This window comes from Arthrobacter terrae (assembly GCF_015708085.1).
Lineage (GTDB): Bacteria > Actinomycetota > Actinomycetes > Actinomycetales > Micrococcaceae > Arthrobacter_M > Arthrobacter_M terrae.
In genome coordinates this window covers 49,122-63,770 of sequence record NZ_JADNYM010000011.1, presented here as the reverse complement: position 1 = coordinate 63,770, position 14,649 = coordinate 49,122, and the positions used below count along the sequence as shown (strand labels likewise).

The 14,649-nt window shown below is 64.2% G+C and carries 11 protein-coding genes; 7 read left to right on the top strand and 4 right to left on the bottom strand.

Annotated features, from left to right (window positions below; genetic code table 11):
- Nucleotides 1–16: 16 nt before the first annotated feature.
- Together IV500_RS10015 and glyA are read right to left on the bottom strand one after the other, a co-directional pair.
- A complete protein-coding gene (locus IV500_RS10015) occupies nt 17–1,237 on the bottom strand; it encodes a sarcosine oxidase subunit beta family protein (RefSeq protein WP_196396664.1) in 1,221 nt (406 codons plus the stop codon).
- On the bottom strand, nt 1,234–2,565 hold the full coding sequence (glyA, locus tag IV500_RS10010) for a serine hydroxymethyltransferase (RefSeq protein WP_196396663.1): 1,332 nt from the start codon (nt 2,563–2,565) through the stop codon (nt 1,234–1,236). Before glyA ends, IV500_RS10015 begins: the two co-directional genes overlap by 4 nt.
- A 176-nt stretch (nt 2,566–2,741) precedes the next feature.
- On the opposite strand from glyA, the gene IV500_RS10005 reads away from it, so the two are divergent.
- Nucleotides 2,742–3,425 carry a GntR family transcriptional regulator gene (locus IV500_RS10005; RefSeq protein ID WP_196396662.1) on the top strand — a complete coding sequence of 228 codons (684 nt, stop codon included), beginning with the start codon at nt 2,742–2,744 and terminating at the stop codon, nt 3,423–3,425.
- A gap of 208 nt (nt 3,426–3,633) precedes the next feature.
- Nucleotides 3,634–4,458 carry an IclR family transcriptional regulator gene (locus tag IV500_RS10000; protein ID WP_196396661.1) on the top strand — a complete coding sequence of 275 codons (825 nt, stop codon included), beginning with the start codon at nt 3,634–3,636 and terminating at the stop codon, nt 4,456–4,458.
- Here the strand turns inward: IV500_RS10000 and IV500_RS09995 are convergent.
- Nucleotides 4,427–5,569, bottom strand: coding sequence for an aromatic ring-hydroxylating oxygenase subunit alpha (locus IV500_RS09995; protein WP_196396660.1), 1,143 nt, complete (start codon nt 5,567–5,569; stop codon nt 4,427–4,429). The genes IV500_RS10000 and IV500_RS09995 overlap by 32 nt on opposite strands.
- A gap of 62 nt (nt 5,570–5,631) precedes the next feature.
- A complete protein-coding gene (locus tag IV500_RS09990) occupies nt 5,632–6,897 on the bottom strand; it encodes an NAD(P)/FAD-dependent oxidoreductase (RefSeq protein ID WP_196396659.1) in 1,266 nt (421 codons plus the stop codon).
- Nucleotides 6,898–7,178: 281 nt separating this feature from the next.
- Between IV500_RS09990 and IV500_RS09985 the strand changes: the two genes are divergently transcribed.
- The 5 genes from IV500_RS09985 to IV500_RS09965 all read left to right on the top strand — a co-directional run bounded on the left by IV500_RS09985 (nt 7,179) and on the right by IV500_RS09965 (nt 14,649).
- Nucleotides 7,179–7,529: a bifunctional 3-phenylpropionate/cinnamic acid dioxygenase ferredoxin subunit gene (locus tag IV500_RS09985; RefSeq protein WP_196396658.1), complete on the top strand. Its 351-nt coding sequence runs from the start codon at nt 7,179–7,181 to the stop codon at nt 7,527–7,529.
- A gap of 73 nt (nt 7,530–7,602) precedes the next feature.
- Nucleotides 7,603–8,574, top strand: a complete 972-nt coding sequence (gene purU / locus IV500_RS09980) for a formyltetrahydrofolate deformylase (RefSeq protein WP_196396657.1) — start codon at nt 7,603–7,605, stop codon at nt 8,572–8,574.
- 79 nt (nt 8,575–8,653) lie between these two features.
- Nucleotides 8,654–11,170: a GcvT family protein gene (locus IV500_RS09975; RefSeq protein ID WP_196396656.1), complete on the top strand. Its 2,517-nt coding sequence runs from the start codon at nt 8,654–8,656 to the stop codon at nt 11,168–11,170.
- A 78-nt stretch (nt 11,171–11,248) separates the two neighbouring features.
- Complete coding sequence (gene betA / locus IV500_RS09970; RefSeq protein WP_230854780.1) at nt 11,249–13,129, top strand: choline dehydrogenase; 1,881 nt, start codon at nt 11,249–11,251, stop codon at nt 13,127–13,129.
- Complete coding sequence (locus tag IV500_RS09965; protein WP_230854779.1) at nt 13,126–14,649, top strand: aldehyde dehydrogenase family protein; 1,524 nt, start codon at nt 13,126–13,128, stop codon at nt 14,647–14,649. Before betA ends, IV500_RS09965 begins: the two co-directional genes overlap by 4 nt.

Genomic DNA, 14,649 nt, shown 5'->3' with positions numbered 1-14,649 from the left:
TGGCTCCTTACTTCCTCTAGTGGGCCACGGCGGCGGCGCCGTGTTCGTCGATCAGGGCGCCGGTCTCGAAACGTTCCAGTGAGAACGGCTTATTCAAAGCATGCGGAGCGCCGGTGGCGATGGTGTGCGCAAAGGTCAGTCCGGCCGCCGGGGTTCCCTTGAATCCGCCGGTCCCCCACCCGCAGTTCACGTACATGTTCTCCACCGGGGAAAGCCCGACTATGGGCGAGGCGTCCAGAGTGGTGTCGACGATGCCGCCCCAGGTGCGCAGTACGTGGGCACGCGCAAAAATCGGGAAAAGTTCGACGGCGGCAGCCATCTGTTCCTCAATCACGTGGAAGGATCCGCGCTGGCCGTACCCGTTGTAGGAATCCACCCCGGCTCCCATCACCAGTTCCCCTTTATGCGCCTGGGAAACGTAGACGTGGACATGGTTGGACATGACCACCGTGGGGTGTACCTGCTCGTGCAGTTCCGAGACCAGCGCCTGCAGAGGGTGCGATTGGATCGGCAGCCGGAAGCCGGCCATTTCAGCCAGTACCGAGCTGTGCCCTGCCGCGCACAACCCCACCTTTTCGGTGTTGATCGTGCCCCGGTTGGTCTTAACACCGACAACCTTATTGCCATCCTTGAGGAAGCCGGTGACTTCGCAGTTCTGGATGATGTCTACACCCATTTCGTCGCATTTGCGCGCAAAGGCCCAGGCCACGTGGTCGTGCTTGGCGATGCCCGCCCGCGGCTGGTAGGTGGCCCCCATGACCGGGTAGCGGATGTTGTCGCTGACGTTCAGGATCGGGCACAGCTCCTTGACCTGCTTTGGGTCCAGCCATTCCGCATCGACGCCGTTGAGTTTATTGGCACCGACCCGGCGCATGCTTTCGCGGACATCACCGAGGGTATGGGCCAGGTTCATCACACCGCGCTGGCTAAAGAGAAAGTCGTACTCCAGCTCCTCCGGCAGAATTTCCCACAACTTCAGCGAGTGCTCATAGATGGCGGCACTTTCATCCCAAAGATAATTCGACCGGATGATCGTGGTGTTACGGGCCATGTTCCCGCCGGCCAGCCAGCCCTTTTCCAACACGGCGATATTTGTCATGCCGTGGTTTTTGGCCAGAAAGTACGCGGTGGCCAGGCCATGGCCGCCGCCGCCGACGATGACGGCGTCATAGGACTTTTTGGGGTCCGGGTTGCGCCAGAGGAAGTCCGGGTGTTCGGGGAGATGTTCGGTTGTCATGCTCCGGCTCCGATCAGATCTGCTGTGGATTCGGCGGCGGACGAGCCGCCGCCACTCTGAAGGTGGGGGTAAAGCGGGTACTTCTCAGCCAGTGCACCCACGCGGGCGCTCAGTGCGGCTTCGTCGTCGGCCCCGAAGTCGGGGAGCAGCGCTGCGGCGATTATGTCCGCCACCTCGGTGAAGTCGGCAGCGCCGAACCCGCGGGTTGCCAGTGCAGGGGTGCCGATCCGCAGCCCGGAGGAAATCATCGGCGGTCGCGGGTCGAAGGGGACGGCGTTTCGGTTAACCGTGATGCCGATCCGATGCAGACGGTCTTCCCCCTGCTGCCCGTCCAGCTCGGAGTGCCGCAGATCCACCAGGACCAAATGGACATCCGTGCCACCGGTGACCACGGAGATTCCGGCGGCCGCGACGTCGTCGGCCAGTAAACGCTCGGCCAGAATCGCAGCGCCCGCCAGCGTACGCCGCTGGCGGTCCGCAAATTCCGCGCCCGCGGCGAGCTTGAAGGCCACCGCCTTGGCTGCAATTACGTGCTCCAGCGGTCCGCCCTGCTGACCGGGGAAAACGGCGCTGTTGATCTTCTTGGCCAGGGTCTGCTTGCTAAGGATCACACCTCCCCGGGGCCCACCCAGGGTTTTGTGCGTCGTCGTCGTGACTACGTCAGCGTAAGGTACCGGATTCGGGTGCAGGCCCGCGGCCACCAGCCCGGCAAAATGGGCCATGTCGACCATCAGGTAGGCACCTACCAGATCGGCAATCCGGCGGAATTCGGCAAAATCCAGCTGGCGGGAGTACGCGGACCAGCCGGCCACTATCAGCTGCGGACGGTGCTCGAGCGCCAGCGCCTCCACCTCTGCCATGTCCACCAACAGGTCCGTCTTGCGCACATGATAGGGAACCACGTTATAGAGCTTTCCGGAGAAATTGAGCCGCATCCCGTGCGTAAGGTGGCCGCCATGGGCCAGATCCAGACCCATGATGGTGTCGCCCGGCGTCAGCAGCGCGGCCATTGCGGCCGCATTGGCCTGCGCGCCGGAATGCGGCTGGACATTGGCGGCTTCGGCACCAAAGAGGGCCTTGACCCGGTCAATGGCCAGCTGTTCGATGACGTCCACGTGCTCACAGCCGCCGTAGTAGCGCTTTCCGGGATACCCCTCGGCGTACTTATTCGTCAGTACCGATCCTTGCGCGGCCATGACTGCCGCCGGAGCAAAGTTCTCGGAAGCGATCATCTCCAGAGTGGACTGCTGTCGGAGCAGCTCGTGGGAAATGGCCTCGTCGACCTCTGCGTCGACTTCGGACAATGGGTCGGTGAGCAGGTCTGCCATCGGTGTCTCCTTTGAAGTAAAGCCATTCGGTGAAATGTTCAGTGAAATGTTAGATTCGGGTTTACTGATATATCAGTGTTGTTTGAATGCTATGATCAATCTCACAAATAGTCAATAGCACCACCCGGAACCTCCCCGGATGTCACCGCGAACCTAGAGCACAGTCAGGAACCGATGTGAACGCCCTGCCGCAATTGCCGCCCGCCGAAGCCGAAACGGAAACCGAAGAACTGTCCCTGGCGGAGTCCGCTTACCGGAGGATCCGCGACAAGCTGATCATGCTGGAGATCAGGCCGGGTGAGCCGCTCAATGACGGGCAACTGGCCGCCGAACTGCAGGTGGGCCGCACGCCGGTCCGTGAGGCGCTGAAGAAACTTGAAATTGACCACCTGGTGGTCTCCTACCCCCGCCGCGGCACATTTGCGACCATCGTCGATATCACGGAACTGGCTGACGTCTCCGAAATCCGGCAGCTGCTCGAGCCGCTCGCTGCCCGCCGCGCCGCACTGCGCGCCACCCCTGCACTGCGCGCCGAACTGCTCGCCGTGGCAGCCACCATCGGCACCTTGGATGCTCAATCGCGGGACCAGCGCGAGCTGATGCGGTATGACCTCACCGTGCATCGGCTGATCTACAAGGCGGCCGCCAACCCGCATCTGGAGGATGCCCTGATCCGATACGACAATCTGGCCACCCGGATCTGGTGCCTGGTGCTGGACAAGGTCCCCTCGGTCAGCGGCCACATCACCGAACACATCCGGCTGCTGGAATCAATCGCCGACGGCGACGCCACCTTGGCAGCCGAATTGGCGCTGGAGCACGTGACAAGTTTTGAAAAGACCATCCGCAGCGTTCTCTAAGCCTCCGCGGTGAAAGCTACGCAAAGTTAGGCCGCAACTGTGCGCAGGAAGTACGGGTGCGAAAACCAAGGTCTGAACATTACGCAGAATGAACCGGCGTTCCGCAGCTCGCCCCGGTGCCGGGCGCGGCCATCATGGCCGCGCAGGCGGGGCTTCGCCGAGGCCGGGCGCGTCTCATCCCCGCCGGCAAGTCTGGGAGCATGAAGGTATGGTTGCCGACAGATCCCCCGATGCCTTACCCGCAGGTTTGACCGATCCGGAAAGTTCCTCCTCCCGGGGCGGGGTGCAGTCTGTGGACCGCGCCATCACCGTACTGGAGATCCTGGCTCGCACCGGCGGTGCCGGGGTCAGTGAAATTGCGGACGAAATGGGGGTCCACAAATCGACGGCTTCCCGTCTCCTGAGCGCCCTGGATGCCCGGGACATGGCCCAGCAGGACCACGAACGCGGCAAATATCAGCTCGGCTTCGGCATCCTGCGCCTGGCCAGTTCCATCCCCGGACGTCTGAACGTGGCTGCCGAGGCCCGCCCCTTCCTGCACGCGCTGGCTGATAAATTCCAGGAAACAGTGAATCTGGCGGTACTGCGCTCGAATTTTGCCGTCAATGTCGATCAGGCAATGGGCCCGTCCGCACTGGCCACCTCCGACTGGATGGGCAGCCTGACACCGGTCCATGCGACCTCCAGCGGCAAGATCCTGCTGGCGTCCCTGGACACCGCGGAACGTGGGCAAATCCTGAAGGAATCCGGCCAGCCGGCCCTCACCGAGAGTACGGTAACGTCCCGTCCAGCACTGGAAAAGCAGCTCATCGCCGCCGCGGCAAACGGGTTTGCCACCTCCTATTCGGAGCTGGAGATAGGGCTCAATGCCGTCGCTGTACCGGTACGCGACCATCGCGGCGTTACGATCGCGGCCATCAGCATCTCCGGGCCGGCCTTTCGGTTCGACCCCAAAGCAATACCCGGTCTGCTTGAGGAGCTCAAGCAGACCGGGGAGCAGGTCAGTGAGAAGCTGGGCTACCGGCGGCGCTGATCCTGCTCGTCACCCAGTCATGGAAGACCGCAATGTGATGCTCGCTGGGCACCAGAACGCCGCCCTTGGCGTAGATGCGTGATCCCATGGACGGTTGGCAGCGCTCGCAGGCGTCAAAGTCCTGCCGGTTGACCCGGTCGAAGAGCTCGACGGAAGCGGTGAGATCTTTGCCGGAGTCCACCACACTGGGCAGGTAAAGCCAATCACATTCGACAATGGTGTGGTCCGCAGCCATCGGGAACATCCGGTGGATGATGACGTGATCCGGCACCAGATTGACGAAAACCGTGGGCTTGATCGTGATGGCGTAGTAGCGGCGGTCCTGCTCGTCGTCGATCCCGGTAATCCGCTCCAGGCCTTCGGAACCGTCCACGGTAAAGCCCTTGATGTCTTCGCCGAATTCGGCGCCATGTCCGACGAAGAACTGGGCCGCAAGGCCGTCGGCGAACTCCGGCAGGACCTCGGTGAGCTCCGGGTGGATTGTGGCGCAGTGGTAGCACTCCATGAAGTTCTCGATGATGAGCTTCCAGTTGGCTTTCACATCGTACCTAATGCGCCGGCCAAGGCTAAGATGCGCGATGTCGTACCCCTCAATGGCGCGCAGGTCACCCAGCCGCTCCTCGATGGCGCCGATCACGTCTGCTTCGAACGATGGTGGTTCGTCCGCCAGGCAAACCCAGACATAGCCCATGTATTCGCGCACCGCGATCTTCACCAGGCCGTATTCCTGCCGGTCGATGTCCGGCATCTTTGTCAGGTTCGGCGCGGCAATGAGCTTGCCCTCGAAGTCATACGTCCAGGCATGGTACGGGCATTGGAAGGCCCGGCCGACAACACCGGCTTCCTCCATGCACAACTTCACGCCGCGGTGCCGGCAGATGTTGAAGAACGCCCGCACCTCACCCTTGCGAGTGCGGTTGATCAGCACGCTTTCGCGGCCTACCTGCACCGTTTTGTACGATCCCGGCTTCGTCAGGTCAGCGGACAGCACCGCGCAAAACCACATCTTCTCGAAGATCTCTTCCTGTTCAGCACGGAAAATATCCTCATCGACATATGTGTGCCCCGGCAGGGTCGGGATCAGGGACGGAGAAATTACTTCGGAGGTCATTCTTATACTCCTCAACAGCGGGGCGGACAACAGCAGGGGCAGGCAGCATCAGGGGCGGACGTTCAGCAGGCCGGGCTCAGCGACGTCGCTCCGGTTTCCCTCGGGACGGGCGCGCATTCCTTCGAGGTACTACCGTTGAGCGACCTACGCCACCTGGTGAACAGCCGGGGCTGATTCACGCCCAAAACGGCGACCGCTTCCCCGGCGCGGTAGTAGACGGCCAGGAAGGTGTGATCGGCAGGGTCACCTGCTTCAATTTCCACGCTGTCGGCGCCGTCCGCGGTGCCGGCGAACTGGAGCCTCGCGCCGTATTGGTCGGACCAGAAGTACGGCAGCTCCAGCGCGCCAGTACCAGCGCCGGTCGGTGCACCAGCAGGCGCGGCGGCGTCCGCCAGCAGAGCAGCCACGGCGCGGCCAGGCCGCTCCAACGCGCCGGTCCAATGTTCGGCACGCTGATAGCTGCCCGATCTGCTGTCAAACCAGGCGGCGCAGTCACCCACCGCCGACACGCCGAGGGCACCGGTCCGGCCCGCGGAGTCGCACCGGACGCCGTCGGCCAGATCCAGCCCGGAGCCGGCGAGCCATTCAACATTCGGAATTCCGCCCAAGCCCAGCACGACGACGTCGGCCGGCACCGTGCTCCCGTCGGACAGCCGTACTGCGCTGGCCGTTCCGGCGTGCCCACCATTTCCGCCGTCCGCAACAAGGGATTCGATCCGGGTGCCGCTGATGAGCCTGACGCCGTTGACCTCGTGCAGGCCGCCGATCAGGGCACCCATTCGCGCTCCAAGGGGGCCGCTAAGCGGGGCCGGCCCCGAGCCAATCAGGGTGACGTCCGCGCCGATGCTTCTGGCTGTGGCCGCGACCTCGGCTCCGACAAAACCGGCACCGATCACCACGAGGCGGCACCCCGGAACAAGCTGCTCCTTCAGGCGCTGCGCATCCTCAAGGGTCCGCAGGGTGTGGACGTTCCCGAATCCCGCCGCAGCCGGCAGTATTCGTGCCCGTGAGCCGGTGGCAATAATGGCTGAGTCGTAGGCGACTGTACGGCCGTCACTGCAGGTGATTACGTGTCGCCGCGTGTCCAGCCCGGTTGCCGCGACGCCAAGCAGCCATTCGGCCTCCAGCTCTTCATCGTCCGATTCCAGCGCCAGGTCGGCGGCGGTGATCCTCCCGGCGAGAAAGTCCTTGGACAGCGGCGGCCGATCATAGGGCCGCCTGCCTTCGTCGCCGATGATCACCAGGCGGCCGCGGTATCCCTGCGCACGGAGGGCCCGCGCAGAGGAGATGCCCGCCAGCGAGGCTCCCACAACTGCGATGGTGGTCATGTGCCGTCCCTCCTTAAAGGATGAAAATGCCGGAAAAGGCCGATATTGCGTCCTGCGCAACCAACGTCGCCATGTGAAACAGAATGCGCGTTGGACTATGCATTGTCAAGGGGTCCCTTTCCGATGGCCCGACCCCTTGACAAGCCGTGTGAGATGAATCACGATGTTCCGTAATGCGAGTTAAGTTGCAGAGTGCGAAACGGCCCACCCTGGCAGAGATGACCTGTAGGGATGGTTTGCACGGATGGCTCAAAGAATTCCTTAGGAACAGAGGTTCGCCCATGCACACCGCATGTCCACTCAGCGCTCTTGCCCCCGGCGATGCCCTGCGGCTGGAGACGACCCCGCCGATTGCCGTCTTCCACACGGAGGATGGAGAGCTTTTTGCCATCGATGACACGTGCACGCATCAGGATGCTTCGCTGGCGGACGGCTGGGTGGAAGGCTGCGAGGTCGAGTGTCCGCTGCACGCCTCCCGCTTCAATCTGCGCACCGGCGCCGCAGACGCTCCTCCGGCCAAGCTGCCTGTCCGTGTTCATGCCGTGTCGGTGATCGACGGGAACATCATGGTCGCCGAGTCCGGTGAGGTACCAAACCTGCCGCCGGGATTGACCCTCCAGGGCCACGGCTGATGCCCTCGCCCGCCCTCCAGCAGCCCTTTGCCCGTCCGGAACGTATATCGCGAACGTATTTTGGGAGTTAATCATGGCTAGAGCGCAGGTCCTGATGCAGGAAGCACCGGTAGAGTCCGGGGCGGCCGTTGACTCCCCGATCGGCTCCCCGATCCACGTTCTGACCCTGAGCTGTCCGGAGCGGCCGGGCATCGTCCATGCCGTGACGAGTTTCCTGGCCGAGGGTGGTTTCGACATCGTCGAACACCAGCAGCTGGATGACCATGTTTCCGGCACTCTGTTCCTGCGCACAGCCTTCCGTTATGAGGCGCTGCAGGGGAACAATGCCAACCCGGAGATGCCCGGCTTCGGGATGTCGGCGTCGGCCCTGACCGCGTCGGACCTCACCCAACGGTTCGCACCGACCGCGGAAAAGTTCTCCATGACGTACCAGATCAGCGATGGGCGCAGAGAGCGGCTGCTGATCATGGTCTCAAAATTCGGGCACTGCCTCAACGACCTGATCTACCGCTGGCGCTCCGGCTGCCTGAGCGCGGACATCGTGGCGGTCGTTTCCAACCACGAGGACTTGCGCCCGATGGCCGAGGCGGCAGGCCTGCCCTTCATCCATATTCCCGTGGCGGCGCAGACGAAGTCCGCCGCAGAGCACCGGCTGCTGGAAGTCATTGCGGATTACCGGATCGATCTGGTGATCCTGGCGCGATACATGCAGGTCCTCTCGGACCGGCTCTGCGGGGAGCTGGCGGGCCGGGCAATCAATATCCACCACTCATTCCTACCGGGATTCAAGGGAGCCAAACCGTACCATCAGGCCTATGAACGCGGGGTGAAGCTGGTAGGCGCAACGGCACACTATGTAACCGCGGACCTTGACGAGGGCCCGATCATCGAACAGGAAGTCATCCGGGTGGACCACTGCCTGGATCCGGAATCAATGGTCGCCGTCGGCCGCGACGCCGAAGCCCTGGCACTGTCCCGCGCGGTGGAATGGCATACCTCGCACCGCGTGCTGCTCAACAAAACCCGCACCGTTGTCTTCCGCTAGCCGGTCAGAGCACTTCCGCGCCGGCGCGCGTGCCCCAGTTCCTGCCCTTCCGCTGCCTAAGCCACTTGGAGACTATTCAATGACCACATCACCCCGCGTTGTGATTATCGGCGCCGGTATTGTCGGAGCAAACCTGGCCGATGAGCTGGCCAGCCGCGGCTGGACCAATACGACCGTCGTCGAACAGGGTCCCCTGCACCTGGCAGGCGGCTCCTCATCGCACGCGCCGGGACTGGTGTTCCAGACGAACGCGTCCAAGACTATGAGCGAATTTGCCGGCTACACCGTGGAGAAGCTGCTTTCGCTGCGCGCGGACGGCGTTTCCTGCTTCAACCAGGTGGGCGGTCTTGAGCTGGCAACCACCGGGGCCCGGCTGGCCGAGCTGCACCGCAAACTTGGCTATGCGACCTCCTGGGGCATCGAGGCGCGCGTCATCGATGCGGACGAATGCGAAAAACACTATCCGCTTCTTGGCCGGGACCAGGTCCTGGGCGGGCTCTATGTGCCCTCCGACGGGCTGGCCTCCTCGGCGCGGGCCGTCCGTCTGCTGATCGAGCGGTCCGCCGCTGCCGGGGTCACCTTCGTTGGTTCAACACCGGTCCTTGCCATTGAGCAGCGCGGTGGCAAGGTCACCGGAGTCCGCACCCCGGACGCGGTGATTCCCGCCGACATCGTGGTGTCCTGCGCCGGCTTTTGGGGGCCGAAGATCGGGGCCATGGTCGGCATGGCCGTGCCGCTGCTGCCGCTGGCCCACCAATACGTCACGACGACGGCGCTGCCGGCGCTGGCCGGCAGGAACGAGCTGCCCGACGGCGCACAGCTGCCGATTCTGCGGTACCAGGACAAGGACCTCTATTACCGCGAACACGGCGACCGGATCGGCATCGGTTCCTACGCCCACCGTCCCATGCCGGCGGATCTGGACCAGCTCCCCCGCGTCGGCCCGGCCGAGATGAATGAACACCGCATGCCCTCCCGGCTGGAGTTCACGGAAGCGGATTTCCTGCCCTCCTGGCGGGACAGCCAGGCGCTGCTGCCGGCCCTGCGCGACGCCGCCATCGAGGACGGCTTCAACGGCATCTTCTCCTTCACTCCAGACGGCGGTCCGCTGGTGGGTGAATCTCCGGAGCTGGAGGGCTTCTACCTGGCCGAGGCCGTGTGGGTCACCCACTCGGCAGGTGTGGCTCGGGCCGTGGCGGAACTGCTTGTCGAAGGCCAGTCCCGTACCCCGCTGCACGAATGCGAGGTCTCGCGTTTCGAGGAAGTGCAGACGGCCGAGAGCTATGTCAGTGAAACCTCGCAGCAGAACTTCGTGGAGATCTACGACATCCTGCACCCGTTGCAGCCCCGGGTCTCCCCACGGGAACTGAGGGTGAGCCCGTTCAACGTCCGGCAAAAGGCGCTCGGGGCCTTCTTCCTCGAATCCGCAGGCTGGGAGCGTCCGCACTGGTTCGAGGCCAACGCCCGTCTGCTCAACGAACTGCCGCCCGAATGGCAGCCGCCCGAGCGCGAACCGTGGGCCGCCCAATTCTCCTCCCCCATCTCCGCCGCCGAAGCGTGGAAGACGCGCACCGCCGTCGCCCTTTACGACATGACCCCGCTCAAACGCCTGGTCATTTCGGGCCCCGGGGCGCTGGCTCTGCTGCAGCGGCTGAGCACCGGCCAGATCGCCAAGAAACCGGGAGCTGTGACCTACTGTCTGCTGCTGGCCGGCGACGGCGGCATCCGCAGCGACATCACGATCGCCAGGCTGGACGAGGAGACCTTCCAGATCGGCGTGAACGGCAACATCGACCTGGACTACTTCACCGTCGAGGCGCGGAAACAGACCGCCGCGGACGTGGCCCAGTGGGTCCAGGTCCGGGACAGCACCGGCTCCACGTGCTGCATCGGGCTGTGGGGACCGCTGGCCCGGGCGGTGATGGCGAAGGTCAGCACGGACGACTTCAGCAACGACGCGCTGCGTTATTTCCGCACCAAACACGTTCGCATCGGCGGCGTCCCGGTCACCGCGATGCGGCTCTCCTACGTCGGCGAGCTGGGCTGGGAGCTCTACACGACGGCGGAAAACGGGCTCCGGCTCTGGGACCTGCTCTTCGCTGCCGGGCAGGAACACGGCATCATCGCCGCCGGCCGTGGAGCCTTCAACAGTCTGCGGCTGGAAAAGGGCTACCGGCTCTGGGGCACCGACGTCACGCCCGAGCACGATCCGTACCAAGCGGGTCTTGGCTTCTCCGTCAGCAAGGCCAAAACCGGTGAGGACGACGGCGGCAAGGCCGTCGATTTTGCCGGCTCGGCGGCGCTGGCGCGGCGCCGGGAAAACCCCGCAGCCCGGGAATTGCGCTGCCTGACCGTCGACGACGGCACGTCGATCGTGCTGGGCAAGGAGCCGGTGTATGTCCACGGCGAGGCCGCCGGGTATGTCACCAGTGCCGCCTACGGCTACTCCATCGGGAAACCGATTGCCTATGCGTGGCTGCCCGCTGCGACCGCCGTCGGGGACGGGGTCGATATCGAATACTTCGGCCGCCGGATCCGGGCCACGGTCACCGCCGAACCTTTGGTGGACCCGGGGATGGAACGCCTCCGCGGCTGACACGGCCGGTCCGGCGGCCGCTTCCACACACCACATCCGGCCGGATTTTTTCCATCCCCGTACGAGGAGACCCGCAACATGACGGACAAGAGCTACGACAGTGTTATGGACGACAGTGCGAAGAACGACAGGGCTGGAGACGACAGGGCTGGAGACGACAGGGCTGGAGACGACAGCGCCAAAGACAATGCTGTGAAGTATGACGGTGTGAGCTATGACTATGTGATTGTCGGCGGCGGCAGTGCCGGTTCGGTGCTTGCGGACCGGCTGAGCGCCGATGGTACCCATACAGTTCTGGTCCTGGAGGCCGGGCGCAGTGACTACCCCTGGGATCTGTTCATCCAAATGCCGGCGGCGCTTACCTTCCCCAGCGGAAACCGGTTCTATGACTGGCGCTACCAATCGGACCCGGAACCGCAGATGGCCGGCCGGAGGGTCGCCCATGCGCGGGGTAAGGTGCTGGGCGGGTCGAGCTCCATCAACGGCATGATCTTCCAGCGCGGCAATCCTCTGGACTACGAGCGCTGGGGGGCGGATCCAGGCATGGAGAGCTGGAATTACGCGCATTGTCTGCCCTATTTCAAGAAGATGGAGAATGCGCTGGCGTCGGCCGGGGATGACGAACTGCGCGGGCACCACGGGCCGCTGGTGCTCGAACGCGGGCCGGCCCGGAACCCGTTGTTCCAGGCCTTCTTCCGAGCGGCCGGGCAGGCCGGCTACCCCCGGACCGATGATGTCAACGGGTACCGGCAGGAAGGCTTCGGTCCCTTTGACCGCAATGTGCACAAAGGCCAGCGGCTCTCCGCATCGCGGGCCTATCTTCGCCCCCACCGCCGCCGCACCAACCTCAGCGTGCTCACCCGGGCCTTCGTCACGAAAATCAACTTCACCGGCACTGTGGCCACGTCGGTAAGCTACCGCAGGAACGGGCGGCGGCACACCGTGCACGGAGCGGAGATCATCCTGTGCGGCGGTGCCATCAACACCCCCGCGCTGCTGCAGCTTTCCGGCGTGGGCGACGCGGTGCAGCTGCGGCAGCTGGGCATCGCGTCAGTGGCGGACCTCCCCGGCGTGGGCGAAAACCTGCAGGACCATTTGGAGGTCTACATCCAGCATGCCTGCACCCAGCCCGTGTCCCAACAGCCGAGCCTGAGTCTGTGGCGCTACCCGTTCATTGGCCTGCAGTGGCTGCTGCGCCGCAGCGGACCGGCCGCGACCAACCACTTTGAGGGCGGCGGCTTTGTCCGTTCCAATGAGGACGCCGTTTACCCGAATCTGATGTTCCACTTTCTGCCCGTCGCGGTGCGCTACGACGGGCAGAAAGCCGCTGCCAAACACGGCTACCAGGTCCATATCGGTCCGATGTACTCAGATTCCCGCGGCAGCGTAAAAATCCAATCCACGGATCCCCGCCGCCATCCGTCACTGAAGTTCAACTACCTCTCAACCGCCCAGGACAGGCGCGAGTGGGTCGAAGCCGTACGCATTTCCCGGGACATTCTGGGCCAGGCAGCAATGGCAGCGTTCGACGGCGGAGAACTCTCCCCCGGACCAAAGGTGCAGTCCGACGACGAGATTCTTCAGTGGGTGGCGCGTGACGCCGAGACCGCCCTGCATCCGTCCTGCACCGCCAAGATGGGACCGGCATCCGATCCGATGGCGGTCGTGGATCCGCTGACCATGCGGGTGCATGGTACCGGCGGCCTGCGGGTAGTGGATGCATCCGCGATGCCGTATGTGACCAACGGCAATATTTATGCACCCGTCATGATGCTCGCAGAGAAGGCGGCTGACCTGATCCTCGACAAGCCCCCGCTGCCGGCCCAGGCGGCAGCGTTCTACCGCCACGACGGATCCCGGCCCGCAACGGCACCCGTGGAATCAGCAACGGTTGAATCAGCAACGGTTGACCCAGCAATGATCGAAACTGCTGCCACCCGCGGCGGGACGACATCATGAGTGCGGCCCCGGCAATGGACCTCGGGACCCAGCTGGCCCGCGGCGTCTATGCCGGCGGAGCGTGGCTGCCATCCGTTGGCGGCGACACCCGGCTCATCAGCTGCCCCGCGGATGGCACCGCCGTCGCCACCGTGGCTGAGGGCAGCACGGCCGACGCCGAAGCAGCCATCGCCAGCGCACGGCACAGCTTTGATGACGGCGGCTGGCCGGCGACCTCCGAAAAGGAACGCGGACGGATTCTGATGCGTACCGCAGATCTGCTCGAGCGCGACAAGTCTGTCTATGCCAGGGCGGAGGCTCTGGATACCGGAAAGCGGTATGCCGAGGCCGAATACGACATCGACGATGTGATTTCCTGCTTCCGGCACTACGGCGGTATCGCCGGCACGGACGCCGGCCGCGTGATCGACACGGGCCGTCCCGGGGCCATCAGCCGGATTGTTCATGCCCCCATTGGTGTCTGCGGCCTGATTACACCCTGGAACTATCCACTACTGCAGACATCTTGGAAGGTGGCCCCGGCCCTACTGGCGGGAAACACGTTCGTGCTCAAACCCAGTGAGCTGACGCCGTCGACCGCAATCCTGCTGATGGAGACACTTGCTGAGGCAGGAGTTCCTGCCGGTGTGGCCAATCTGGTGACCGGCTCCGGACCTGTCGTTGGCGCCGTGCTGGGCACCGATCCGCGGGTGGATATGATCTCGTTCACCGGCGGGCTGGCAACGGGCAAACTCCTGATGGCAGCCGCGGCTGCCACGGTCAAGCGCGTGGCGCTCGAGCTCGGCGGCAAAAACCCGAATATTGTGTTCGGCGACGCCGATCTGGAGGCCGCCGTCGACTACGCTCTGACGGCCGTTTTCCTGCACTCGGGCCAGGTCTGCTCCGCCGGTGCGCGGCTCATCATCGAAGAATCGATCCACGCCGACTTTGTTGCCGAGCTCACCCGGCGGGCACGGCTGATCCGCCTCGGCGGTCCGTTTGATGACAACGCCCAGACCGGCCCGCTGATCTCCACCGCGCATCGGGCCAAGGTGCATGCCTATGTTCAGGACGGCTTGGCCGAAGGCGCCCGGCTGCTCTGCGGCGGATTCATTCCGGACGAACCGGACCTGGCCGGCGGAAGCTACTACCCGCCGACCATTCTCGATGGCTGCCACAGCACCATGCGGGTGGTGCAGGAGGAGTCCTTTGGCCCGGTACTGACGGTGGAGACCTTCAGCACCGAGCAGCAGGCTGTTTGCCTGGCCAATGACACCATCTACGGGCTCGCCGGCGCGGTCTGGACGCAGGATGGCGCCCGCGCCCAGCGGGTGGCGATCGCGCTGCGGCACGGAACGGTATGGATCAACGATTATCACCCCTACGTTCCACAGGCGGAATGGGGCGGCTTCGGCCAATCGGGGAACGGACGGGAACTGGGCGTGGCCGGCCTCGCGGAGTACCGCGAAACAAAACACATCTGGCAAAACATCGATCCGGTCCCCGGTTATTGGTTCGACCCATCGACGGCAGGAGCATAG